This is a genomic window from Xanthomonas cassavae CFBP 4642, assembly GCF_000454545.1.
GTDB lineage: Bacteria > Pseudomonadota > Gammaproteobacteria > Xanthomonadales > Xanthomonadaceae > Xanthomonas > Xanthomonas cassavae.
In genome coordinates this window covers 913,350-937,279 of sequence record NZ_CM002139.1, presented here as the reverse complement: position 1 = coordinate 937,279, position 23,930 = coordinate 913,350, and the positions used below count along the sequence as shown (strand labels likewise).

The following is a 23,930-nucleotide window of genomic DNA, read 5'->3' as shown; positions in this document are numbered from 1 at the left end:
GCGGATGGGACAAAACGCAGACGGACGAGGACTGCAGGACACTGGAAACGGCAAACCTATCTTGCACGGCAGTGAGCAGACGGCGAAGGACGGCAGGCCCAGAACGCGCAGTGGGGGTGACATCCCCCGCTTCCGGGCATCGACCGCGCTCACCCGTGGGTGAGCGCAATCGCGTCATCGACGACATACGGCCATGCAGCAACACACATCGCAAACGACACCAGGCGGCTCCCATGACGACGCTCACTCACTTCCGGGCAGACACGCTGCAGCGTTGATGTCAGACCCAATGCGTCACGCGCGGCGCGGCGCACTGCCGACGGTCACTCAAAGCGCGCAGCTTCATCGAAGCTCAGGCGCGGCGAGCGCGGGAACAGCCCGGCCGGGTCCCCGTAGCCGAGGTTGACCAGGAAGTTGGATTTGATCGGCGTGCCGGCAAAAAACGCCGCGTCCACCTTGGCGTTGTCGAAGCCGGACATCGGGCCGGCATCCAGACCCAGCGCACGTGCGGCCAGGATCAGATAGGCGCCCTGCAGCGAGCCGTTGCGGAACGCCGATTCGGCGCGCCCTTCGCGCGGGCCGTCGAACCAGCTCTTGGCGTCGGCGTGCGGGAACAGGTACGGCAGCTTTTCGTGGAAATCTTCGTCGTGCGCCACGATCACCGTCACCGGCGCGGCCAGGGTCTTGGCGGCGTTGCCTTCGGACAGCGCCGGCTTGAGCTTGGCCTTGCCTCCGGCACTGGTCACGAACACGAAGCGCGCCGGGCCGCTATTGGCCGCCGTGGGGCCCCACTTGACCAGCTCATAGAGCTCGCGCAGCACGTCCTGGCTGACCGGCGTGTCGGCAAACGCGTTCTGCGTGCGGGCGGTGCGGAACAGCTGATCCAGTGCGGCGGCGTTGAGCGAGTCGGACATGAGCACTCCAGAAGAAGGGATGGTGCGACGGTAGGCTGCGGCGTCGGCACCAGTGTGAAGACCCGCAGTGTAGAGTGGCGCAATTGCCGCCACACGCGTTCAATCTGAAACAAATCTATGTCGGATCTGAAACGATGGGGCTGACCTGGGCGCTGAGCGACGGCCGCGCCGGCAATGCGCGCCAGGCCGAGGCGCTGGCGCGTGCGTTGCACCCCGATGCCTTTGAGCCGATCCATCTGCATACCCACGCGCCCTGGCGCTGGGCTGCGCCGCGCTTGCTGCCCGGTGCGCAGCAGGCGTTTGGCACGGGGTTCGCCCGGCACCTGCAGCAGCCGCCCGCACTGGCCATTGGCTGCGGGCGGCAGGCAGCGCTGGCCACCCGGCTGCTGCGCGCCGGTGGCAGCCGCAGCGTGCAGATCCTGGATCCGCGCCTGGATCCGCACCATTGGGACCTGCTGATCGTGCCCGAGCACGATGCGCTGCGCGGCGAGAACGTGCTTACCCTGCTCGGCAGCCTGCACCCGGTGGACGATGCCTGGCTGGCGGCCGGGCGGGACGCGTTCCCCGCGCTGGGCCGCCTGCCCGGCCCGCGGCTGGCCCTGCTGGTGGGCGGGCCCACCGCGCCGGTGCCGTGGACGCCACCGGCGCTGGCGGCGCTGTGCGCACGCTTGAGCGCGCGGCTGCGCGCAGTGGGCGGCAGCCTGCTGGTCACTCTCTCGCGTCGCACGCCCGCCGACGCCATCGCCCCGCTGCGCGCGGCCTGCGCCGGCCTGCCGCATCTGTTGTGGTGCGACGGGCGCGATGGCCCCAACCCGTATGCCGGCCTGCTGGGCTGGGCCGACGCGATCGTGGCCACCGCCGATTCGGTCAACCTGCTCTCCGAGGCCTGCGCCACGCGCGTGCCGGTGGCCACGGCATTCGGCGACCTGGCAGACGGGCGCGTGGGCGCCTACCTACACGCGCTGCGGGACCGCCAGCGCTTACACGACGCCGATGAAGTTCTCGGCGCCGGCGCCGATATCCCTCCGGTGCGCGAAACCGTGCGCATCGCCAAACAGGTGCGCGCGCGCCTGTCGCCATGACCCACGCGCCTGACAATGCCGCCGGACACAAGGATGCGGGTCGATGAAGACGCGAAGGAGCAGACCGACAATGGGCAGTGCCTGACGGCCTGACTCATCACGACGTCCGCAGCGAACACAGCCACCGCCCGCGACGTGCAGCCACGCAGAGTGACCACCTGACGTCTTGCCTGTACCACCGCACAGCCTGGGTGTCAGCGCGCGCGCCCGCCGCCAACCGATCGCCAACGGCTCCGCGACGCACCGTGCCAAGACCGCCCGCGTGCAAGCGGTTGCGTAACGGCTGGGGCATGCTGGCCTACCCGCTGTTGTGGGTCACGCTGGATCTGCTGATGGCGCGGCTGCTGCCCGATGGCAACTGGGGCAGCCCTGCCTGTACCCAGGCGGGGGTGCTGCCCTTACTGCAGCTCACCTCACTGGCGGGCCTGTCCGGGCTGCTGTTCGTGCTGTGCCTGCTGCCATCGCTGCTGGCGCTGCTGCTGTGGCGTGGTAACCGGGTGCGTCGCCCGGCGCTGCTGGTCGGAACGGTAATGCTGCTGTTGGTGTCGGCCAGCGGCTACGGCCTGTGGCGCCTGCAGACGCCGGCGACGGGCACGCCGATGAAGATCGGCCTGGCCTCCATCGACAAGGCCATCAACGCATCGGCCACGCCGGCCGATCCGCAACCGCTACGACGTGCTGGTCGGCGCGCTGGCCGGGCAAGGCGCACACCTGGTGGTACTGCCGGAAAAGATCGCGGTGCCGCCATCGGCGGAGCTGGCGCGCTGGCAGGCGCACTTTGCGGCGCTGGCGCGCACGCACCGGCTCTGGCTGGTGGTCGGTGTGGGCGAACACGGCGCACATCCCCGCAACCTGGCCTGGCTGTTCGATCCGCAGGGCAAGCCAGTGTTGACCTCCGACAAGCACATCCTGGCGCCGCCGGAGCGCGCGCAGCACTACGCCACCGGCACGCACTACGCGCTGCAGACCATCGGCGATGCGCGGTCTGGCCTGGCGATCTGCAAGGACATGTTGTTCGCGCCGCTGGCACGTGCCAATGGCCAGTGCAACGCGGCGATGATGCTGGTGCCGGCGTGGGACTTCGGCTATCACGATGCCTGGACATCGGCGCACATGACGGTGCTACGCGGCGTCGAAAACGGCTACGTAGTGGTGCGTAACGCGCGCGAAGGCTGGCTGATCGCCAGCGATGCGCAGGGCCGCGTGCTGCTGCAGGCCGACAGCGCACCGATGCCCGGGGCCAGCGCACTGGTCAGTGTCCCGGTGGGCCCGCAGCGCCCCACTCTGTCTCCCCGGGTGGGCGACCTGTTCGGCGGGTTGTGCGTGCTGGCGGTGCTGCTGGTTGCGGCGGCGTATCGCCGCAGAGCGTCTGCACCATTGGTAGCTGCACGCTGAGCGACGCAGGCAGCGCGATTCACCGCAGCCGCTGCGCTGGCCCGGCGGCAGCGGCACGCGGATAATCGGTGAACCACCTGCACGAAACCAGCATGTCCACTGCCCCCACGCCGCAGTTCGCACCGCTCACCGCCCGCGCTCTGACCTGGGCGGTGCTGGCGATGGGCGCGGTGGTGCTGCTGTCCAACATTCTGGTGCAATACCCGATCAACGACTGGCTGACCTGGGGCGCGTTCTCGTATCCACTGGCATTTCTGGTCAGCAATCTGATCAACCGTCGCTTCGGGCCGCGGGCCGCGCGTACGGTGGCCTGGTGCGGGTTTGCGCTGGCGGTGCTGCTATCGGCTTGGCTGGCGAGCCCGCGCATCGCGGCTGCCTCGTGCACGGCGTTCATCGCGGCGCAATTGCTCGACATCACCGTGTTCGACCGGCTGCGTCACGGCCATTGGTGGCGTGCGCCGATCGTGGCCACCACCTGCAGCGCCACGCTGGATACCACGATTTTCTGGAGTATTGCCTTCGCCGGTGCGTCATTGCCCTGGCTGAGCTGGGCCGCAGGCGATCTGGCGGTGAAGCTGGGCATGGGCGTGTTCCTGCTCGGGCCGTTCCGCGCATTGCTCTGGCGCCGTGCGCCGCGCCCCCATGCCTGATACGCGATACAGCGGCGCTTGCGTGACTGCCGGCGCGCGGCCTCCAACGATCCTTCGCGGCGCTCTGCAAAATCCGCCGTAACCGTTGCCCATTCCTGTCAGCGCATGCTGGAAAAGCTGCCTGAAGATCGGACGGGAACGCCTTCCGACAACAACCCGCTCCTACAACGCAGCCACATCCCTGCCGGCGGGAAATTCCAGCCCCTGCGCGCGCGCTGCGTTGAAGATGCTGCTGCGCGCGTGCTGGATGGCGGCGGTCGGCGCGATCAGGCGCGGGCGCCTGTCCAGCGTGCAGGCCAGCCCGGTCTCCACCAGCGTGGCATGCGCATCGTGCAGCGCTTGCGCGGCGGTGCCGGGCAGCCACTGCGCCTGCACCAGCGCATCGATCAAGGCGGGCGTGTCGCACACCTGCAGCAGTGGCGGATGCTGCGCGGCCTGGCCCAGCACACCGGCCTGCAACAGGAATTCCAGATCGACCAGGCCGCCGGCGCCCTGCTTCAGATCCAGCCGCCCGGCATTGCTGCGATCCAGTTCGGCGCGCATGCGTGCGCGCATCTTGCGCACGTCCTCGTGCAGCAGCGCGACATCGCGGACGCGGGCGAGCGTGTCGCGGCGCACCTGTGCGAACGCATCGCACAGCGCGGCATCGCCGGCGACCGCCCGTGCGCGCACCAGCGCCTGATGCTCCCAGGTCCACGCGCGCTCGCGCTGGTACTCGCGGTAGCTGGCCAGCGACGACACCAACGCGCCCTTGCCGCCGTCCGGACGCAGCCGCACATCGATGTCGTACAAGCGGCCGGCGCCGGTTTCAGCAGCGAGCAATGCCATCACCTTCTGCGCAAACCGCGCGAACCAGCGCCCGGCTTCCAGCGGCCGCTTGCCATCGGAGTGTTCGGCCTCGCGCGGGTGGTCGTAGAGAAACACCAGATCCAGGTCCGAGCCGAAGCCCAGCTCCAGCCCGCCCAGGCTGCCGTAGCCCACGATGGCGAATGTGCCGCCCGGCACCTGCCCGTGCGCGGCCACCAGTTCCCTGCGCGCCAGCTGCAGCACTGTCTGCACCACTGCCTCGGCAAGCCAGGCCAGCTGGCGGGTGCTTTCCACCGCCTGCTGGCGGCCGTCGAGCGTGGCCAGCGCAATGCGGAAGCTCAGCGCCAGCCGGCGTTCGTTGAGCTCGCGCAGGGCCGCTTCGGTGTCCTCGATGTGCACGGTGTCGGCGCAGGCGGCCTGCAGCGCGGCGCGATCGGGCAGCGCGCCGCCGATGCGGGTGTCGAGCAGTTCGTCCAGCAGCAGCGGATAGGCCGCCAGGCGCTCGGCCGGCAGCGCGCTGCGCGAGAGCACATCGACCAGCCGCGCAAGCGCACTGGGCTGTTCGTCCAGCAGCGCCAGATAGCTGGTGCGGCGCAAGGTGGCCTGCAGCAGGCCCGGCATGCGCCGTACCGCCGCATCGGGCTGGCTGCCCCGGGTGGCGGCATGCAGCAACGCCGGCACCACGCGATCCAGCCGCGCACGTGCGGTATCGGACAGGGCACGCACGCCGGAGGACTGCGCAAAATCGCCCAGCACCTGGTGCGCACTGCCCGGATCGTGCAACCCGATACCCAGCAGCGGCGCGGCGTCGCCATCGGGCAGCGCGCGCCAGTAATCGGCCAGCGCATCGGGGGCGGTGGTGCGCACGCGCGGTGCCAGCAGTTCGGCGAATTCGGCGGCCACCTGCGTGCGATGCGGCGCCAGTGCGTCCAGCAATGCCTGCCAATCCGCGTAGCCCAGGCCCAGCGCAATGCGCTCGCAGTCCAGCGGCGCCTGCGGCAGGGCATGGGTCTGTGCATCGCGCAGCATCTGCAGGCGGTTTTCCAGCCGGCGCAGGAACCGATACGCCTCGGCCAGCGCCGCGCCGGTATCGGGTTCGATCTGGCCCGCGGCGACCAGCGCCTCGAGCGCGGGCAACAGCCGACGCTCGCGCAGGGCCGGCTCACGCCCGGCGCGGATCAACTGCAGCGATTGCGCCAGAAATTCGATCTCGCGGATGCCGCCCGGCCCGCGTTTGATGTCGTCCAGCCGGTCATGCCGCGCAACCTCGGCGGTGATGGCGGCCTTCATCTCGCGCACGCCATCGAGCGCGGTGAAATCCAGATAGCGGCGGTAGACGAAGGGCCGCAAGCTCTCCAGCCAGGCCTCGCCGGCGGCGATATCGCCAGCCACCGCGCGCGCCTTGAGCCAGGCATAGCGCTCCCAATCGCGGCCTTCGCGCTGGAAATACTGGTCCATGCCGGTAAACGACAAGGCCACGCGTCCGGCACTGCCGAACGGACGCAGGCGCAGATCCACGCGGTGACTGAAGCCCTCGGCGGTGGTTTCGTCCAGCAGCTTGGCCAGTTGCTGGCCCAACCGCGCGAAATATTCCTCCGCCGCCAACGGGCGCGGTCCGTCGGACTGGCCGCCCTGCGGGTAGGCGTACACCAGGTCCACGTCCGACGAAAAATTCAGCTCACCGCCACCCAGCTTGCCCAGGCCGAAGACCACCAGCCGCTGCACGCTGCCGTCGTCGGCAATCACCTGCCCATGGCGGCTGGCGAACTGCTGCTCCAGCGCCTGCAAACCGATCTGCAGGCAGGTTTCGGCCAAGCCGGTGGTGCCGGCCAGGGTGGCCTCCACGCTGTCCAGGCCAAGCATATCGCGCCACACCAGGCGGGTGGACGCGGCGGCGCGGTAGCGACGCAGCTGCACCGGCCAATCCTGCGGTTGCGCCGGGTCCAGGATGGGCAGCGGCAATGGTGGCGGGTCGGCCTGCGCCAGCTGCACAAGCAGCGCTGGCTGACGCGCCAGGGTCTCCAGCGCGAAGTCGCTGGCGAGCGCGAGCTGCGCCAGCTGCTGGCCGACAGCCTCATCGGGCTGCGGCTGCCCGGCGGGCAGCGCCTGTCGGACACGCGCCACGGCCCGTTCGATCAGGGCGGTCAACGCAGGAGAAGCCGATGCGGTGGAAAGCGACATGTGCCGATTCTGGCATCCCCACCCTGCAGCAGCACGTCTACGCCACTGCGTGGACGTTTGATCGTCTGCAAGCATTGCTCGCAATGGATGGATGCAGGATTGCAACGAGATACCTGAGCGTTAAAGCATGCTCGCCTGCACCGTGCATTGCGCGACACCTGCGGCCGATGCCCGCGCAGGCTGCATATGGCCCTTCCTGCACGCATGCAGCTGCATGCACGGCACACGATAGGGCGTCCCGGCCCCAGAACGCCTTGGCCGCCTGCAACGCAGAATGCACGTAGATCAAACGCAAGGTCGCAACGCCACGCGCGTTTTCGCTGCAGTGAACAGATCGCTTACGCCGCCCTGACGATGCCCGTGCTGCACTGCGGTTTTCGCACGAGGCCCTGCCATGCCCACGCTCCTGCCTGCCGCGTTGCTGCCGTCACAGATCCCGCTGGACAACGACGGCAACGATCTGGATCTGCCGCCCAGCCTGCCGTTCCTGCATCTGTGGACCGGCCCGGACGGCAAGAGCCGGCTCAACCCCTCGCAATTGCCCGGCTTCGGCAGCAAGAGCGTGGGTGGCGGTGCGGCGCCGCAATGGCTGCGGCCCTTTCCCGGCGAGGTGCTCGGCATCCAGTTCGCGGTGCTGCCGGTGGGCTGGGTCGGCGACTGGCATGAGAGCCCGCATCCGCAATGGGTGATTCCGCTGCGCGGCCGTTGGTTCATCGAGACCGGCGACGGCACGCGTGTGGAGATGGGTCCTGGCGATATCCACTTCGGCCAGGACCAGGGCACTGCCGATGCACGCGGCCATCGCTCCGGCCAGCTGGGCGACACCCCTTGCCTGCAGATGCTGGTGCAGTTTGCGCAGGCGCCGGCCGCGGCGGTTGCGCATCCGTTCGGCCACGAGGCACCGCGTTGATGCAGGCTCACTGCCGTGTGCGTGCACCTGGCCCGGCGCAGCCAACGCACTGCGCACCGCCACACGCGCACGATGCGGCACTGGCCGCGCGCCTGGGCGATGCGCGGCTGTACACCTTGTATGACCAGGCCACCTGGTCCGAAGGCCCGGCCTGGTGGGAAGCGCAACGCACCCTGGTCTGGAGCGATGTCGTCGGCCGCCGCGTCCTGGGCTGGCGCGAAGACGGCGCAGTGGACGTGTTGCTGGATGCCACCGCCTTCACCAACGGCAATGCCGTGGATGCGCAGCAGCGGCTGGTGCATTGCGAGCATGGGCGCCGCGCGATCACCCGCAGCGATGCGCACGGCCGCGCGCATCTGCTGGTGGGCCGTTTCGAGGGCAAGCGGCTCAATTCACCGAACGACCTGACCGTGGCGCGCGACGGCGCGCTCTGGTTCACCGACCCACCGTTCGGCCTGCTCAAGCCCAGCCAGGGCTGTCCTGGTGCGCAGGAGCTCGATTTCCACGGCGTGTACCGGCTACCGCCCAATGGCGGACCGTTGCAATGCCTGGCCCGGCTGGACCACCCCAACGGGTTGGCGTTTTCGCCCGACGAGCGGGTGCTCTATGTCTCGCAGACGCCGGAGCACGGCCCCGGCACACCGGAGATCACCGCCTTCGATTGGCACGATGGTGCACTGCACGATCCGCGCCGCTTTGCGGTGGTGCCCGAGGGCATTGCCGATGGTTTCTGCGTAGATGATCAGGGCTGGCTGTGGAGCAGCTCCGCCACCGGCATTTGCATCTTCGATCCCGCCGGGCGCCTGCTCGGGCAGGTGCCCACACCGCAGATTGTCTCCAACTGTACGTTCGACCCACCTCAACAGCGGCTCTTCATCACCGGTGGCGGTTCGCTGTGGATGCTGCAATTGCAGGGAAAATAAGCGGAAACACGCCGCGTGGCCGCTCTGCACAGGCTTGACCTGGCAATCGCCAGGCAATAAAAAAGCCCGCTTGCAGCGAACTGCCAGCGGGCTTTGCTCCCTCCCCCACGTCGGGATGCAGGATCATAGTGCGCGCCCCGAATGCGACTTGCACGCTGCACTGCAAAACAACACCAGACAGTACAGAACTGGCTCAGATTTCTTCACATGGTGCTGGCGCTGCAGGGACTCACTGCAGCAGATCCGGCTGCGCCCGATACCACTCCGGCGCACGCAGCAGATGCCATTCGGGCATGTCGTTGCGCAGGCTCACCGCCGCACTGAGCATGCCCCAGCGTGCAAGCAGGCTGCCGCTGCGCTGGCGGCCCTGCAGGCGCAGGCGCGCATCGACCTGGAAGCGATCGTTGCGCGCCTGCAGCCGATCGACGATGACCGTCTCACCTTGCCAATGCACGCGGCCAGTCACCTGCGCCTGACCTGCATCCACCAGCCGCAACATCCAGTTCGGAATGGAGCGGTCGCGCGCATACAACGCCATCAGAAATGCCAGGTCGCGCACCTGGATGCGCACCTGCCCATCCACACCGATCGGCTGACGCCATTGCATGCGCGTGTCGTCCAGCACGATGCGCGCCCACCATCCATCGCGGCGCTGTCCATCCGGACCGGTGAAGCCGACATTGCGCAGCTGCACGGTACTGGCATCGAGGCGAAAGGTTTCCTCGTTCAGATCGCCGCGCTGCAAGCGCAGATCCGCATCCACATCGCCACGCATCGCAAGCCCTGCCAATTGCAGGCGCGCCGCACGCGTACCGATGCGCAACCCACCTTTGCCGATCCGTCCACCCGGTTCGATCTGCAGGTCGCCACTGAGCACGCCGTTGCCACCATCGAAGCGCAACTGCTGTTGCGGCAGATAGCGGTTGTACGCACGCAGATCCGGTACGCGTGCATTGGCAAAGATCAGGTGCGCGCGCGTGGCATCACGCAGGCTGGCCAGGTTGCGCGCATCGGCATGCGTGCGCAGGTCCAGCCGCAGATCGCGGCCCTGCACGAATGGACGTGTCGGCGCATCGGTATGCGCAATCGAAAACTGCTGCATCTGCAGTGCGAGCGCGGATAGCAACTGGCCGTTGGCGTCGGCGGCCACACGCAGATCGGCATTGGCCTGGCCCGTGATCGCGTGGCCCATCACGCCCACCTGCGCACGCACATGCGGTACCTGCAGGCGGCTGCCGGCACCGAGCCGGCCACGGTCGATCCGCAGATCTGCATCCACCAGGCCATCGCCTTCCAGGGTGAGCCAGTCCACATCGGGAAACAGCGCCGGGATCCAGCTGAGCGAGGCCAGCTGCCAATACAGGCGGGCATGCCCGGACATCCGCGGCAACAACGCGCGCAGACCGCCCAGCGGCACCTGTCTGCCCTGCACGCGCAGATCCGCATCCAGGGTGAGTCCGGCATCGGCGGGCTCGGGCATGGCGATCGTCAGGCGCATGTCTTCGTCCACCTGCAGCTGCGCGGTGAGTTCGCCCAGCAAGGCTGCCGGTGCGCGCGTGCTGTCGTGCAAGGGGGCGCGCCAGTGCAACTGGCTGCCCGGCTGCAGGGCGCCGCGCGCCCAGCGCAGCTCGCCGTCTGCGTGTCCTTTCCCCGGCCGGGTCACGACGCGGTGACGACCCTGCGCATTGCGCGTGACATCCAGCGCCGCGGTGTCGCCGTGCACGGCCAGCAAGGCATCGGTGAGCTGCAGCAACGCCAGCCCACGCGCCTGATCGGGCCTGTGCCGGGCGATGCCGGCTTCCAGGCGGAGCTGCCCGTTGCGCAGCATCTCGCTCTGGCCCCAACGCACACGCGCCTTATCGACGCTGGCGCGCGAGGGAAACAGCTCCATCGGCCCGCCGCGCAGCTGCTTGAACACCCCCAACTGCAACTGCCCCTGCCCTTCGATGTGTAGCTGGTGCAACGACAACGCCTGCACCTGCTCGGCATCGATGCGGTCGAACTGCAGCGTCCATGCGTGAGCCATCGGCCGCTGGACTGCAGGCGGCTGCGTTCCCGGCCGAGGAGTTGTTCTTGGCTGTGAAGCAGCGCGATCTGCCTGATGGGAGGTTGTGCTGCCCGATACCATTGGCGTTGCAGCAGGAGCTGATGCCTGTGGCGCGGCAGTGACGGTGGTGCGCGCTTCCCCAGCGGATCCCTCCGACGTTGCGCCTGCGGTAGCGACGGGCCGCTGTGTGGAGGCTGCGGCGCCGGCAGATGACGGGTTTGCCACAGCTGCTGGCGGCGTTGTGGCCTGCAGCGCCGCGCGCACGCCATGCACCTGCAACTGTGGCACCAGCAGTTGACGGTGCAGCAGCGGCAACAACCGGATCTGCCCGCTCATGCGCCGGGCACTGACAGTCCAGCGGTGACGCGTGGAGCGCCCCTGCAGGGCGACGTCCCACAACACCAGCCGACCCGGCCACCAGGTCAGCGCCGGCCCCCACTGCATGGCGAATGTCTCCGGCCTGCGATTGAGCGCAGCCGGTCCCAATGGGATATTGAGCAGCAGATTGCCCAGCAACAGATAGCTCGCGTACAGCGCGATCACGGCCAGCAATGGCCAGCGCAGGGCGCGCGGCGGGGCGCGCCAGCGGGCGCGAGGCGGCATCGTCATGACGGCAGGCTCCTCAAGGGCCGCGCACGCGGCGCCGCGCAGTGTGGCAAGCGGGCCGTGAGTGCGGTGCGCAGCGGGTTTCCCCTGAGGTGGTCCGGCTTGCATCGCAACCGCGGCCATGGCGCCGGGAGGGTTGCTGGTTGCGGTCGGCGACACAGCGCGTAGCCACCGATGCAACAGGTATTCCCGCGGCGCGCTGCCAGCATCCGCATACACCACGCGCGAGGCGCGGCATGACCTTCGATGTCGCTACGATGCTGCGCCATCGGACCGAACATCGGTTCCACGCCGACCTGCCAGCCAGCCGCCCTACCCAGATCGCGCTTGAGGCGAAGCAGTTATGCGTGCGCCCCTCGGCCGAGCGTATGCCTTACTTGCTCCTGGACACCGCAGGCAGCAGGCCAGGCTGCGACTCATACCACTCGCGCGCGCCAGCCAGATGCCATTGGCGTTGCTTGCCATCGAGTTCGATGCCGGCACCGAGCATGCCCCAGCGCAAATAGAGGTTACCGCGGCGCTGTGCGTCGTCGAGCGCCAGGCGGGCACGCAAGGACAGGCGCTGGTTGTCGGCGTGCAGATCGTCGACGGTGAGTTGCTGCTTGCGCCAGCGCACCCGCCCGGTTGCGTCGAGTTGCCCCGAGTCCAGCAAGCCCACCACCCAGCGCGGATAATCGCTGCGTTGTGCGAATACCGACAACAGCGGTGCGGCATCGCGCATGTGCAACGCGGCATCGGCATCCAATTGGAACGGTGCGCTGGCCTGGATGGTGCCGGCACCGACCTGCAACTCGCCCCACCAGCCGGCATCGGCGCTGTCTTCGCCCACCTGCATGTTGCGCAGGCGCACGCGGGTGCCGCTGAGATCGAAGAACTTGTTCTTGAAGTCGGCACGTTGCAGCTGCGCCTGCAGTTCGGCGTCGCCGCGCATCTGCACGCCGGTCAGCGCCAGATGTGCGCCCTGGCCGCGCAGATGCGCATGACCGCTGCCCACATCGCCGGAGGCGTTGAGCGCGACATCGCCGGTCAGGCTGCCGCGCCCGCCGAGCAGGCGCACGTTGTTGCCCGGCAGATAGCGGTTGTAGACGGTCAGGTCGGGCACCTGCGCATCGCTGAAACGCAGCTGCGCCTTCAGCGTGTCGCGCAGGCGCGCCAGCTCGGCGTCGCCATGCATGGCCAGCTGCAGGTCGCGGCCATCCAGCAACACCTGCCGCGGCGCATCGCGCGGTGCGGCCTTGAAGGTGGGAATGCTCACGTCCAGATGCGCCTGCGGCGTGGCGGCGTCGTCGATGCGCCCACGTGCTTTGGCGACACCCGCCAGACGCGTATCGAACACCTGCGCCACCGCTTGGACCCGCGGAATCTCCAGGCTGCTGCCACTGGTCAGCCGCCCCTGCGCCAGGCGCAGGTCGGCCTCGACCAGCCCGCCGCCTTCCAGCTGGAACCAGGGCTTGCGCACGAACAGCTCGGCGATCCAGTTCAGCGATTCGAACTTCCAGCGCCCCTGTACCTGGCCGGACAGACGCGGCAGCACCTGCGCCGGCTGCTCGAACGGAATGCTGCGGCCGGCGATGCGCAGGTCGGCGTGCAACTCGCTCCCCGTGTCTTCATCGCGCGGCAGCCGCGCCTGCACGCGGATGTCCTGTGCCACGTCCAGTTGCAGCGCAAGCATGCCGCGATCGGTGGCCCCCACCCCGGCCATCAACGGCAACCGCCATACCGCATGGCTGCCCGGCTGCAGTGCACCGTTGGCCAGCGCGATGTCGGCCTCCACCCGCGCTGCCGACGGCCCGCTGCGGATGTCCACGTGCGGTGCGCCGGTGTCGATCTTCAGCGCCACCGTGCTGGCCTTCAGCTGCAGCCGCGCCTGGGTGATGCCGAGCTTGCGCAGGCCCGGGGCCTGGTCGCGGTAATGGCGCGGAAACTGAAACTGTGCATCCAGCTGAGCGCCATTGAAGACCTGTACGCCGTCGTAGCTGACGACCGCATCCTCGAAGCCGGCATCGGAGGCAAACAGCTCCGATGGCCCGCCCTTGAGCTGCTTCAGGAAACCGACCTTGCCATGGCCATTGCCGGCGATCAGCAACTTGCCCAGGCGCGCACTGCGGATGCTGTGGCTGGTGATCGCATCGAAGCGCAGCGTCCAGCCCCGGTTGCCGCGTGGTGGTGGCGGGATGGGGGTGTCGGAGCTGTCCACTTCTGCGCTGACGTTGGTGGCATGCAACCACGGCAGGCGCACCTCGCGCCGGAACAGGGCCAGCAACGCGATACGCGCATGCGCGCGATCGGCGTGAAAGACGTACACGGTACGGTTGGCCTGCCCGCGCATGCGCACGTTCCAGGCCATCACCTCGCCCGGGAACAGCGTCAGTGCCGGGCCGGTCTGCATGGTGAACTTGTGCGGCTGGCGGTTGGTGCTGGCATCGAACAACGGGGTATTGAGATAGAGGTTGCCGGCCAGCAGGTACAGCACGTACAGCGCCAACACCACGACCACTGCAAGACGCCACGGCCGGGGCCAGCGCTGGAAGCGATCGCGAAGAGAGGGCATGGGCACGGGTGCAAGACGAGTCTGCAACCACTATCGCGGGTGCGCCGACGCAGGAGCGTGAATGCGGGCGCAGGCTGGCGGCCGGTACGACTCTCTCCGCAGACGTGTCTGATTGGGCATGCATCTTTGCAGCGATGCGGCATGTCCGATCAATAGGCTTAATCATCGTGCATCCATGCCCGCTGCATCGCGTGTCGAGCTGATCGAGTGCTGCGCGGTTGCCCGCAGAAGATGGTGCCGGATAAGGACACGGGCCAAGCCTGCGAGATCGCCTCTGGGCCCGGTTGCCGCGTCCGGCCATCATCGCGCGCACAGGAATCTGTAAGCCGCGACTCGCACAACGAAATCCGCAGCTTGAAGCGTCCAGCAAGATGCCGGCCTCAACCTGCGACCAGCCACCCGCATTGGATGCAGCAGGCGGGGGCGGCCACCCACCTGCTCAGCCCGTGCATGTCCTCATCGGCGCGTCCCGCATCGTCGACTCACTCGGGACCTTGCCTCACGCAGCCTCACCGATGCGGCGTGCGCGACGCGTGCGAACCGCCGTCGCCAGCCGTTGCAGTACCTGCACCGAGGTGTCCCAGTCGATGCAGCCGTCGGTAATGCTCTGGCCGTAAGTCAGCTCGCACCCGGGAACCAGTTCCTGGCGGCCGCCGACCAGATGGCTTTCGACCATGACGCCGACAATGCGCGTTTCGCCGCCTTCCAGCTGCGCTGCGATGTCCTGGACCACCTTGGGCTGGTTCTCGGGATTCTTGCTGCTGTTGGCGTGGCTGGCATCGATCATCAGACGCGCTGGCAGGCCGGATTTGTTCAACACCTGGCTGGCCGCCTCCACACTGGCCGCATCGAAATTGGGCACCTTGCCGCCGCGCAGGATCACGTGACAATCCGGGTTGCCGGCAGTGGCCGCCACCGCGGTGTGGCCGTCCTTGGTCACGGCCAGGAAATGGTGCGGATGCGAGGCCGCACCCACCGCGTCCACCGCAATCTTGACGTCGCCGCCGGTGCCATTCTTGAAGCCCACCGGGCACGACAGCCCCGAGGCCATTTCGCGGTGCACCTGGCTCTCTGTAGTGCGCGCGCCGATCGCGCCCCAGGCCACCAGGTCGGCGATGTACTGCGGCGAGATGATGTCGAGAAACTCGACACCGGCCGGCAGGCCCAGGTTGTTGATGTCGCGCAGCAATCCACGCGCCACGCGCAGGCCCTTGTTGATCTGGAAGCTGCCGTCCAGGTGCGGATCGTTGATCAGGCCCTTCCAGCCGATGGTGGTGCGCGGCTTTTCAAAGTACACCCGCATCACGATCTCCAGCGCATCGCCGAACTGGTCGCGCAACGGGCGCAGACGTTGCGCGTAGTCCATTGCGGCCACCGGGTCGTGGATCGAGCAGGGCCCGATCACCACGGCCAGGCGGTCGTCGCGGCCGTGCAGGATCTCATGCAGCGCGGCCCGCGATTGGGTCACGGTCTCGGAGGCGCGTTCGTCGCAGGGCAGCAGCGACAGCAGCTGCGAGGGAGGGGCAAGGGCTTCGATCTTGCGGATACGCAGGTCATCGGTCACAGGCGGCATCACGTTGTCTCGGGTCGGCAGTGCATCGGGGAAGCCAGGCAGAGCGGCAACAAAAAAGCCGCCAGTGTGCGCTGGCGGCTTTTCGGGAATGCTGCTGAAGTTTCCTTCAGGGTGAACGCACTCCTTCCTCCGCCAGCGGCATCGGAAAGCCGTAGTACCAAAAATAAAACTGGCTGCGGGGTGCGTTCATGAGGTGCATTGATACCACGCGTTTTTGCGCGATGCCACTGTTTCATCGGCAACGGACCATGTGCATCGAAGCAATCAATGGTCGCTGAGGCAGGAGCCGGAGATGTCGCATCGACGGCTGAGCAGGGCAACGTGACGCAAACCGAGCGCTGCTGCCATGCCGATGGCCTTACGTGCGGGGGCAGGATGACGGAAGGTTGCTGCGCGTGTCCGGCGCGGTGCGATCAAGGCGCTGGCGTGGAGGCGTCGCCGCAGCCTCTGCGAGCTGTGTGTTGCACTCCGCCCCCCCCTTCAGCTCAGGCGCATCGAAAGTATCGTCTCATTCTTTATGCTTGATTCGACCCTGCAGGCGATATTTTCTTTTAAATTCAGTAATTTGATTGATGATTAATCCTACTGTATCGTTTCATTAATCGTTTCACGTGTGATTCGTATGCGCCAGCTCGACGCAGTAGAACGCCTGCTCACCACGCTGCGCGTCAACGGCCCGTTGCGCGGCGCCGATCTTGCCGGGCGATTGGGCGTGAGCAAGGCAACCCTTTCTCGTCTGGTTGCCGCCGCAGGAACTGCGGTGCGGCGCTACGGCAGCGCCCGCGCCACCAGCTATGCCGCCGCGGGCGAGGTGCGGGGCGCGCGCGCATGGCCGCTCTACCGCATCGACAGCCATGCCCGCGTTGTGGCGCTGGGCCAGCTGCATGCACTCCATCACGACCACTTCTTCGTGGAGCTGCTGCAGGAAAACCCGGTGCTCCTGCATCCGCCGATGCAGCTGGGCGTGTTCGAGTCGCTGCCCTGGTTTCTGGATGACCAACGCCCGCAGGGATTTCTCGGGCGCAATCTGGCACGTCGCGTCTCCGGGCCGTTGCGGCTGCCTGAAAATCTCATGCTGTGGTCGCCCAGTGACACACTCGTCGCGCTGCTGTCCGATGGTCACGACCAGCTCGGCGACCTGCTCGTTGGCGAGCATGCGCTGGCTCGCGCGCTGTCGTCGATCGACCAGCCCGAGTGCATCGACATCCAAGCGCGCCCGCAGGCCTATCTCAAGCACGCCGATGCCGCACTGCGCGGCGAGGACGTCGGCTCGTCCGCTGCAGGCGAGCAACCGAAGTTCACTGCCGTACTGCGCGAACATGGCATGTATCGTCCGGTCATTGTGAAGTTCTCCGACCGGATCGATCAGCCGGCCGGGCGGCGCTGGGCGGACCTGCTGCAGATGGAGCACCTGGCCAACCAGGTGCTACTTGCCGGTGGCATCGCAGCCGCAACGACGCAGCGGCTGGAGGCCGGTGAGCGCGTCTTTCTCGAATCCACGCGCTTTGATCGCACCTCGACGCTGGGCCGCCACGGCTTTGTTTCGTTGATGGCGATCTTTGCCGCGTTCTATGGTCAGTCGGAGGTCGGCACATGGCGCGCGCTTGCGCCGCTGCTCAAACGCGATGGTTGGCTGAGCGCGGAAGATGCCGAGCGTCTTGAGGTAATCAGCTGGTTCGGCACGCTCATCGGCAATACCGACATGCATCTCGGTAACGCAGCACTGATTCTTGCCGACACATTGCCGCTGCGGCTCGCACCGGTGTACGACATGTTACCGATGGCGCTGCGGCCGGCATCCAGTGGCGAAATCGTGCCCAGGGACATCGAGAGTCCACTACCCACGGTCGGTCAATTTGCACAATGGCGACGCGCCGCGGAGATGGCCGGACAGTTCTGGCAGCGGTCCATCGACGACGACACCTTGAGCGATCAGATGCGCGACATCGCCACGCGCGCGTTGGCAAGCGTGCGCCGCACTGCATCGCGTCTTGCCTGATCGCCTTGCCACACGCCACGGCAACGGCGCCGTGGCGTGTGGCCGAGCAATGACCCTCACTCAGAACGTGAACACATACTCTGCCGCCACTTCGCGGCCGATCGGGTTGAACAAGGTGGTGTTGTAGAAGCCGTAGCCGTAGAAGCGCTCCTTGTTCTCGTAGCCCACTTCGTTGAAGACGTTGTTGACGTAGACATTGACCTTGGCGTGGTCGGTGATCCGGTAGCCGGTGCTGAGGTTCCAGTAGATCGCCGGGCCCACTCGGCCGAAGTAGCGCTTGCTGGTCTGGCCCAGATTCACGCTGCCGGTGTCGGTGACCAGGCACTCGTCGGAGGCGCTGGGCTGATAGCCGTCGTCGAAGCGGGCGCAGGTGCCCCAGTTGACCGCGCGCATGGAACCGATCCGGCGGAAATACACGGTCCAGTCCCAGGCGCCGCCGTTGTCCCAGTGCACGCTGCCACGCACGCGGCTGCGCACGCGTTCGTCGCGACGGTTCTCGTCGCTGTCGGTGCGGTAGATCTGTTCGCGGTAGGCAATCAGATTGTTGTAGTCCAGCGACAGCTGGAAGTTGCCCCAGCCGGCCGTGCTCAGCCGGTAATTCAACGACGCATCGATGCCGGAGGTTTCCATCTGCGCCAGGTTGATCGGGCCGCGTTCGATGCTGGCGATGGTGCCGTCGGCATTGCGCGTGACGCGCGAGGTGATGGTGTCGCAGTAGCCGGCGCCGCCGGGATTGTTCCAGGCGCCGCCGCTGATGGTGGTGCCGGTGCGGCAGCCGGCTTCGGCCGACAGGATCTCGTCGCGGTCCAGGTCCTTGATCATTTCCTCCAGCTGGATGCGGTAGTAGTCCACGCTCAGCGACAGCCCCTGCACGATGTCCCACACCACCCCGCCGGTGAACGAGCGGCCGGTTTCCGAGCGCAGGTCCGGAGTGCCGCGCCGGTTCACGTCCACGGTGTAGAAGATGTTGCTGTTCTCGTCGTTGCAGCCGCCGGTCTGGTACGCGCCGGAGGTGATGCAGCGGTACTGGTCGATCACGGTCTGGTTGGTGGAACTGGGTTCGCCCAGCACGTAATGCATGTCCGGTGCACGGAAGCTGGTGGCCAGGGTGCTGCGCACCAGCAGGCTCTCTACCGGCCGCCACTCCAGGCCCGCGCTCCAGGTGGTGTCGCTCTGTTGCCCCACTTCGGTCTGGATGGCCGCAGACGAGCGATAGTTGCTGTAGCGGTCGTAGCGGCCGGCGATATTGGCGCTGAGCGTGGACAGCAGCGGGATCTGGAATTCCAGACCGGCCGAACTACGCAGGCGCTCGCCACCCCCACTGTCGACCACATCCACCGGGTAGCACTCGTTGGCGCACGGGTCGGGCGAGAGCTGATAGCCCTGCTTGGCGACTTCGGCCACGGTGGCGAAGCGGATCGGCCCGGCCCAGCCCTGCACCACGTCGCCACTGAGGCTGAAAGCGACCTGGTTCACCCACGAATAGGCCGCGTTATGCGACTTGGCCACCAGGTCGTCGTACTCGTTACCGGACAACGGCGTGTACCAGCGCGCCTCGTTGACCGCGTAGATCGGATTGCCATCGGCACCGGTACCGAGCGGGCTGCCGAGAAAGTAATCGGTGGCGCGCGCGGTATCCACGGTGCGGATGTATTCGTCCACGGTGTAGCGCGAACGGCCCACGCTCAGTTCCCAGTCGAAGCGGTCGGCCCACATCCCGCGCAGGCCGGCGCCCAGATCCCAGGACTGCTCCTTGTTGTAGTTGGCCAGCCGGTCCCAGCCACCGGCTTCGCGGCGGGTGAGCTGGCGGATCGCATACAGCGAGCGGCCGGTGTCGGCGTCCTGGAACGGGCCCAGATACACGTACGGCGGGTCGTAGGTCCAGCGGCCGATGCTGCGGTTGGCCGACAGCGTGGCCCAGGCCTCGGTGGCCTCGCCGAACTTCCAGGTACCGTAGAGATACGCCGAATAATCCTCGCTGCCGGTGACCAGGCCCCAGTCGCCGTAATCGCGGGCCACGCCGCAGTAATCGCCGGCGTTGGTGACCACCCCGGTGTTCTGGTTGTAGCTCAGGCGCTGGCCGTCGATGAACTCGCCGCCGAAGCGTGCGCAGCTGCCGGCGGGCGGTGCCAGGCGTTCGTTGGTGTTGACGTCGACCAGGCTCAGGCCGGTGAACGGATTGAAGCCGTAGCGGCGGTTCTGCCCGGTCCAGTTGGAATAGGACATGTCGTCCGAATCGTCCATCTGCGGGCGATCGCGCCCGCTCAACGGATCGCGCCGGGTGGCCTGCAACGCATAGGTCAGGCTCCAGTTCTCGCCAGTGCGCCCGCCGGCCCAGGACACGTCGAAACTGTCGCGGCCACCTTCGGTGGCGGTGCCGCCGCGCAGGCGTAGCTGGTCGCCCTGGTAGTCGCGCTTGAGGATCACGTTGATCACGCCGGCCACCGCGTCCGAGCCGTAGATCGCCGAGGCGCCGCCAGTGAGAATGTCGATGCGCTCCACCGCGGCGGCAGGAATATTGCTGTAATTGGAGAAATTGCTCTCGCCGCCATAAGGCAGCGGGTAATCGGCCACGCGGCGGCTGTTGACCAGTAGCAGCGTGCGGCCCGGCCCCAGGTCGCGCAGGTTGATCGGCGAAGCGTTGGGCGTGTGCGAGCCCCACTGCGTGTCGGCTTCCACCGAGCCCTGCTGATTCATGCTGTTGAGCACGTCGTAGACGGTGGCGAAGCCTTCCTGCTGGATCTGCTGCGCGGAGATGGTGACCACCGGTTGCGCGCCTTCGACCTGTGCGCGTTTGATGCGCGAGCCGGTCACGCTGACCGCATCCAGGGTAGACGTGGCACGCGCTGCGTCCGGTTCGGTTTGCTGGGCCATGAGCGGCGGCGCGAACGCGGCGGTCATGGCAAGGGACACGGAAATCGACAAGGCAAGGCGATGACTGCGGCAGTTCATAAGATCCCCGGGAGAAGCCGGACGCGGCCGGCGTGGCAGTGCACTGCAACGACGCCTGCCAGCGATGCATGCATCGCTGCCCCTTGTCCGATGGCCACCCGACCGCTCGGCGCAAACGCCTGCCCAGCGACGCTAAGGCTGTGATGACATCGGTGTCAACAGGTGGTCACGGAGTGTGACGGCGATTGACTATCCGGAAGGGTGGGGCTGCCCCCACCGCGATTTCTGCGCTCCCAGCGCACTCGACCCTGCGCAGCTGGCCACAGGTCATGCGATCACAAGTTGCCATCGTCCTGCCTGGTTGGTTCTTCCTGCAACGCAGTAGTTCGCATCGCGTTATGCCGGCAGGGCAGGCTTGTTCGAATGATGCATGCGCGCCAGCCAGTACGCGCTGGCCGCTCCCCCCCATCAAGGAAACCCACCATGGAGATCAAGAAACAGCAAACCGCAGGCCCCTCTTCTCTGGCGCCATTGCACGACATCCATACCGACAACGCTCCCGTCACCGACGCCACATCGCCGGCGCAAACGCCGATGCACCCCAGCCTGTCGGCGCTCACTCCCCGCAACAGTTCGCGCGCGTCCACCGCCGACTCCGAGCACGGCGCTTCGCCGGTGCCCTCGCACGACGCCGAACCGCCAGCCCATTCACCCGAACGCGCCGCCGGCCCGTCCACCGCCCCCTCGCTTGCCGCCCGCGCAAACGCTGCATTGGCAAGCGGCGTTCAGCAGGCTTACGCTGCGGTATCGAAGGGGGCGTCCGATCTCTGGTCGCTGGCGGATCTGCGCACCATGCTGCAGATCCATGCGGACGATCCTGCGTTTCTGGCAATCCTACGGGGCGCCGATCCGGAACACGTGACGCCGCATACGTTGGCCTCCTGCCGCGAGCAGATACAGGAGCTAGGCCGGATCATCGAGACAGCAGACGGACTCGGAGCGCGTCAACGCAATCAGCTGCTGGGCGACGTTAAGCAGGTACTGGACGCCCTGCAGCCGTTCGATCACACCGCACCGGTCGCCTCACGAGTACTGAAATCGATTGGCAACCTCATCAATTTCTGGCCGATCGTGATTCCCAGCCCGCTGATGGGCAATCAGGCCAAAACCTTCGCCTTCACTATGTCCACCGCCACCAAGGGGGTACTTAGTATGTCGGCCTCGGCGTTACGCCCCACTGCTGACGGCTTGCCCTTTCCGCTCGCCGGGGGTCAGCTAGGCCGCGACGCGAACGAAATGCATCTCTACAATGCGCTGATCAACACCTTGTTCCTCACTACCGAACTTCCAAAGAAATTCGGCGATCCGGGTATGCGCAGAAACGCCGAGGCAGTCAGCAAAAACATCGGCTACGCCGCGGGCGTTTCGGTGAGCTTCACGGCCATGATGCTGACCCCATTCCTTTGGAACAGCCTCAGTAAGCTCGGCAACAGACTGCTGGATAAAACGACACACCTGGGCGCCGCCGCAGCGCAGGCAACGGGTCTGAACAACCAGGCGCAGCAACTGCGCGCCCGCCTGACGCCTGCCCGCATTAACGAAGAGGTCCGCTCGCAGTTGCAGCTAATCCGCGAACAGCTGGACGCCTCCTGCGAGGCGTTTCAGCAGGCGCGCCGCGACTTTATCAATCAGGATGGAGGGCGCGAACTCACCAGGACGGTAAATGCGCAATGCACGCATCTGTTGGAAACGCTGGACAGGTGCAGCAAACGGCTCGCAAGCGTATTGCATCTAGATAGCGAACAGACGCCAAGTCTTCCGCGCCAAATGCCCAACCAGGATGTGTCCTCCAAGGTGGCATTGATGATACTGGCAACTGCGGTGACCGGCTCGACCGTCTACTTTATCCAACCGGATCGGTTGGGCACGATCAATCTGCTCAGCGACACCTGCATCGTCACAGCGGTGATGGCGCAGTCGACATGGAATAAACAGGCCACGCGGCAAGACGCAATGGACCGCTTCAAGGCAATGTGTGGCGGCAGCATGGTCATCGCCCTTGCGCTGGGCGCAGAGAAGTTGTCCAAGGTGCTCACCGACAAAAGCTTGATCGAATCCTCGCCGAACGCTCAGTTTTATGCCGGGGTCATCATGTCACTGATGGCGGTGACGATGCCAGGCCCAATCGCACGCGGTGCGGAGCTGGCGATGAACTGGGGCGGACGCCAGCTTGGCCGCAGGTTCACCGGACCGGATGGCGCACCGCTGGAAACCCGTGTTCCCTCCTCTGCGGAAGAACTGCAGCAAATATCGCACCGCACGTTGGGGTATCTGCTGAGCCTGAGAGATGAACAGCAGCTAGAGGAGTACGCGGAGAACGTGGGAGATTCGATCCTGCAAGCCATCCAGGAAGTCGGCGAAGCGGCGCAAGCCCGCCCCAGCAGCAGCGTCACCCTTACCGAGATCGATGACAGCCAACCCGCTGCGTCCGAGCGTGCGCCGGGGGGCGCTGACAGGCCGCGCTCAGATTATTAAGCGCCGCTGCGCCAACGGTGCATTCGCAGCGAGTCCAGCGACGTCCACGGCCCGCGATGCCATGACATCCACCTCCGTCGCCACAGGACTCAACCGCTGCCCAACGAATGCGCCGTTCCGATGACTCTGCTAGTGCCCAAATCCTGCCGTCTCCCATCACGCCAAGGAATATCCCATGCACATCAAGCAAACGAATCAAGCGGAGGCAGCCATCCAGCCGCATACGCAACTCCCCAGGAAACCGCACCGGCGACATCGCAGCCGACACATGAGGGTGCGCCCCCCCAACCCCAACTCGATCCGAGATTGAGCGGGCTCAGCCAGCGCACACGCAGGCCCTCGTCGCCGGCCGGAAGCTCCGACACCGAGATCACCGACGCAGACACCGCCAGCGTTGGCACAGATGCAGCACCGCCCCAGGACACCATGCTGCAGTCTAGGCCGCCTACGGTGGATGGACACAGTTCCGTGTTTCGCAAAGCAACCGCCGGCTTGACCGAGGGGGCGCTGCAACTCTCCGGGACGCTCAGAAACGCCGCTTCCAATCTCTGGTCGCTGGCAGACCTGCGCACCATGCTGCAGATCCATGCAGACGATCCTGCATTACTGCAGATGGTGCGTCACACCGACCCGGAACAGCACGCGCCGCACAGTCCGGCCGCGCGCCGCCAGCAGATCACGCAGCTGCGCGATGCCATCGAAGCGGCACCCGATCTTGAAGCACGCTTCCGTCAGCAATTGCTCGGCGACATCAAGGCCGTGGAAGACGCGCTGCAGCCACTGGAGCACGGCACAGGTGGCGAGGCGTCACGCGATCACAAGTTGCCATCGTGTTGCTTCGTCAATTCTTCCTGCAGTGCAGCAC

Annotated in this window: 13 protein-coding genes and 1 pseudogene; 8 read left to right on the top strand and 6 right to left on the bottom strand. The window is 66.8% G+C overall.

Annotated elements, in window-relative coordinates:
- Window positions 1-323: 323 nt before the first annotated feature.
- Window positions 324-914, bottom strand: coding sequence for a malonic semialdehyde reductase (locus XCSCFBP4642_RS0104125; protein ID WP_029218669.1), 591 nt, complete (start codon window positions 912-914; stop codon window positions 324-326).
- A 134-nt stretch (window positions 915-1,048) separates the two neighbouring features.
- Here XCSCFBP4642_RS0104125 and XCSCFBP4642_RS0104120 point away from each other — a divergent pair, with 134 nt between their 5' ends.
- The 3 genes from XCSCFBP4642_RS0104120 (at window position 1,049) to XCSCFBP4642_RS0104110 (ending at window position 4,041) form a co-directional block, all read left to right on the top strand.
- Window positions 1,049-1,996, top strand: coding sequence for a mitochondrial fission ELM1 family protein (locus XCSCFBP4642_RS0104120; RefSeq protein ID WP_029218668.1), 948 nt, complete (start codon window positions 1,049-1,051; stop codon window positions 1,994-1,996).
- A 675-nt stretch (window positions 1,997-2,671) separates the two neighbouring features.
- On the top strand, window positions 2,672-3,391 hold the full coding sequence (locus XCSCFBP4642_RS0104115) for a carbon-nitrogen hydrolase family protein (protein ID WP_029218667.1): 720 nt from the start codon (window positions 2,672-2,674) through the stop codon (window positions 3,389-3,391).
- Between the two features lie 92 nt (window positions 3,392-3,483).
- Window positions 3,484-4,041, top strand: coding sequence for a VUT family protein (locus tag XCSCFBP4642_RS0104110; protein WP_029218666.1), 558 nt, complete (start codon window positions 3,484-3,486; stop codon window positions 4,039-4,041).
- Window positions 4,042-4,203: 162 nt separating this feature from the next.
- Here XCSCFBP4642_RS0104110 and glnE read toward each other — a convergent pair whose 3' ends face one another.
- Window positions 4,204-7,029, bottom strand: coding sequence for a bifunctional [glutamate--ammonia ligase]-adenylyl-L-tyrosine phosphorylase/[glutamate--ammonia-ligase] adenylyltransferase (gene glnE / locus XCSCFBP4642_RS0104105; RefSeq protein ID WP_029218665.1), 2,826 nt, complete (start codon window positions 7,027-7,029; stop codon window positions 4,204-4,206).
- 394 nt (window positions 7,030-7,423) lie between these two features.
- On the opposite strand from glnE, the gene XCSCFBP4642_RS0104100 reads away from it, so the two are divergent.
- Window positions 7,424-7,939 carry a cupin domain-containing protein gene (locus XCSCFBP4642_RS0104100; protein WP_029218664.1) on the top strand — a complete coding sequence of 172 codons (516 nt, stop codon included), beginning with the start codon at window positions 7,424-7,426 and terminating at the stop codon, window positions 7,937-7,939.
- Complete coding sequence (locus XCSCFBP4642_RS0104095; protein WP_029218663.1) at window positions 7,939-8,862, top strand: SMP-30/gluconolactonase/LRE family protein; 924 nt, start codon at window positions 7,939-7,941, stop codon at window positions 8,860-8,862. Before XCSCFBP4642_RS0104100 ends, XCSCFBP4642_RS0104095 begins: the two co-directional genes overlap by 1 nt.
- Before the next feature lie 229 nt (window positions 8,863-9,091).
- Here the strand turns inward: XCSCFBP4642_RS0104095 and XCSCFBP4642_RS0104090 are convergent, their stop codons facing one another.
- From XCSCFBP4642_RS0104090 to XCSCFBP4642_RS0104080, 3 genes are all read right to left on the bottom strand, one after another.
- Window positions 9,092-11,638, bottom strand: a complete 2,547-nt coding sequence (locus XCSCFBP4642_RS0104090; protein WP_425480168.1) for a hypothetical protein — start codon at window positions 11,636-11,638, stop codon at window positions 9,092-9,094.
- 250 nt (window positions 11,639-11,888) lie between these two features.
- Window positions 11,889-14,066: a translocation/assembly module TamB domain-containing protein gene (locus XCSCFBP4642_RS0104085; protein WP_029218661.1), complete on the bottom strand. Its 2,178-nt coding sequence runs from the start codon at window positions 14,064-14,066 to the stop codon at window positions 11,889-11,891.
- A gap of 499 nt (window positions 14,067-14,565) precedes the next feature.
- Window positions 14,566-15,639 (bottom strand): 3-deoxy-7-phosphoheptulonate synthase, encoded by a 1,074-nt coding sequence (locus tag XCSCFBP4642_RS0104080; protein WP_029218660.1) that lies wholly within the window; start codon window positions 15,637-15,639, stop codon window positions 14,566-14,568.
- A gap of 622 nt (window positions 15,640-16,261) precedes the next feature.
- Between XCSCFBP4642_RS0104080 and yjjJ the strand changes: the two genes are divergently transcribed.
- On the top strand, window positions 16,262-17,638 hold the full coding sequence (gene yjjJ, locus XCSCFBP4642_RS0104075; RefSeq protein ID WP_084624397.1) for a type II toxin-antitoxin system HipA family toxin YjjJ: 1,377 nt from the start codon (window positions 16,262-16,264) through the stop codon (window positions 17,636-17,638).
- 60 nt (window positions 17,639-17,698) lie between these two features.
- Here the strand turns inward: yjjJ and XCSCFBP4642_RS0104070 are convergent, their stop codons facing one another.
- On the bottom strand, window positions 17,699-20,512 hold the full coding sequence (locus tag XCSCFBP4642_RS0104070; RefSeq protein ID WP_029218658.1) for a TonB-dependent receptor plug domain-containing protein: 2,814 nt from the start codon (window positions 20,510-20,512) through the stop codon (window positions 17,699-17,701).
- 501 nt (window positions 20,513-21,013) lie between these two features.
- On the opposite strand from XCSCFBP4642_RS0104070, the gene xopX reads away from it, so the two are divergent.
- Both xopX and XCSCFBP4642_RS29880 read left to right on the top strand, forming a co-directional pair.
- Entirely contained in the window at window positions 21,014-23,065 is a 2,052-nt protein-coding gene (gene xopX, locus XCSCFBP4642_RS0104065) for a XopX family type III secretion system effector (protein WP_029218657.1), read from the top strand.
- Window positions 23,066-23,240: 175 nt separating this feature from the next.
- Window positions 23,241-23,860: pseudogene (locus XCSCFBP4642_RS29880) on the top strand (XopX family type III secretion system effector); the annotation flags it as partial.
- Window positions 23,861-23,930 lie beyond the last annotated feature (70 nt).

What these genes read in the sequence shown, in the direction of transcription:
- XCSCFBP4642_RS0104125 (WP_029218669.1), bottom strand. Translation starts at nt 914, where the DNA reads ATGTCCGACTCGCTCAACGCCGCCGCACTGGATCAGCTGTTCCGCACC.
- XCSCFBP4642_RS0104120 (WP_029218668.1), top strand. Translation starts at nt 1,049, where the DNA reads ATGGGGCTGACCTGGGCGCTGAGCGACGGCCGCGCCGGCAATGCGCGC.
- XCSCFBP4642_RS0104110 (WP_029218666.1), top strand. Translation starts at nt 3,484, where the DNA reads ATGTCCACTGCCCCCACGCCGCAGTTCGCACCGCTCACCGCCCGCGCT.
- glnE (WP_029218665.1), bottom strand. Translation starts at nt 7,029, where the DNA reads ATGTCGCTTTCCACCGCATCGGCTTCTCCTGCGTTGACCGCCCTGATC.
- XCSCFBP4642_RS0104100 (WP_029218664.1), top strand. Translation starts at nt 7,424, where the DNA reads ATGCCCACGCTCCTGCCTGCCGCGTTGCTGCCGTCACAGATCCCGCTG.
- XCSCFBP4642_RS0104095 (WP_029218663.1), top strand. Translation starts at nt 7,939, where the DNA reads ATGCAGGCTCACTGCCGTGTGCGTGCACCTGGCCCGGCGCAGCCAACG.
- XCSCFBP4642_RS0104090 (WP_425480168.1), bottom strand. Translation starts at nt 11,638, where the DNA reads ATGGCCGCGGTTGCGATGCAAGCCGGACCACCTCAGGGGAAACCCGCT.
- XCSCFBP4642_RS0104085 (WP_029218661.1), bottom strand. Translation starts at nt 14,066, where the DNA reads ATGCCCTCTCTTCGCGATCGCTTCCAGCGCTGGCCCCGGCCGTGGCGT.
- XCSCFBP4642_RS0104080 (WP_029218660.1), bottom strand. Translation starts at nt 15,639, where the DNA reads ATGCCGCCTGTGACCGATGACCTGCGTATCCGCAAGATCGAAGCCCTT.
- yjjJ (WP_084624397.1), top strand. Translation starts at nt 16,262, where the DNA reads ATGCGCCAGCTCGACGCAGTAGAACGCCTGCTCACCACGCTGCGCGTC.
- XCSCFBP4642_RS0104070 (WP_029218658.1), bottom strand. Translation starts at nt 20,512, where the DNA reads ATGGCCCAGCAAACCGAACCGGACGCAGCGCGTGCCACGTCTACCCTG.
- xopX (WP_029218657.1), top strand. Translation starts at nt 21,014, where the DNA reads ATGGAGATCAAGAAACAGCAAACCGCAGGCCCCTCTTCTCTGGCGCCA.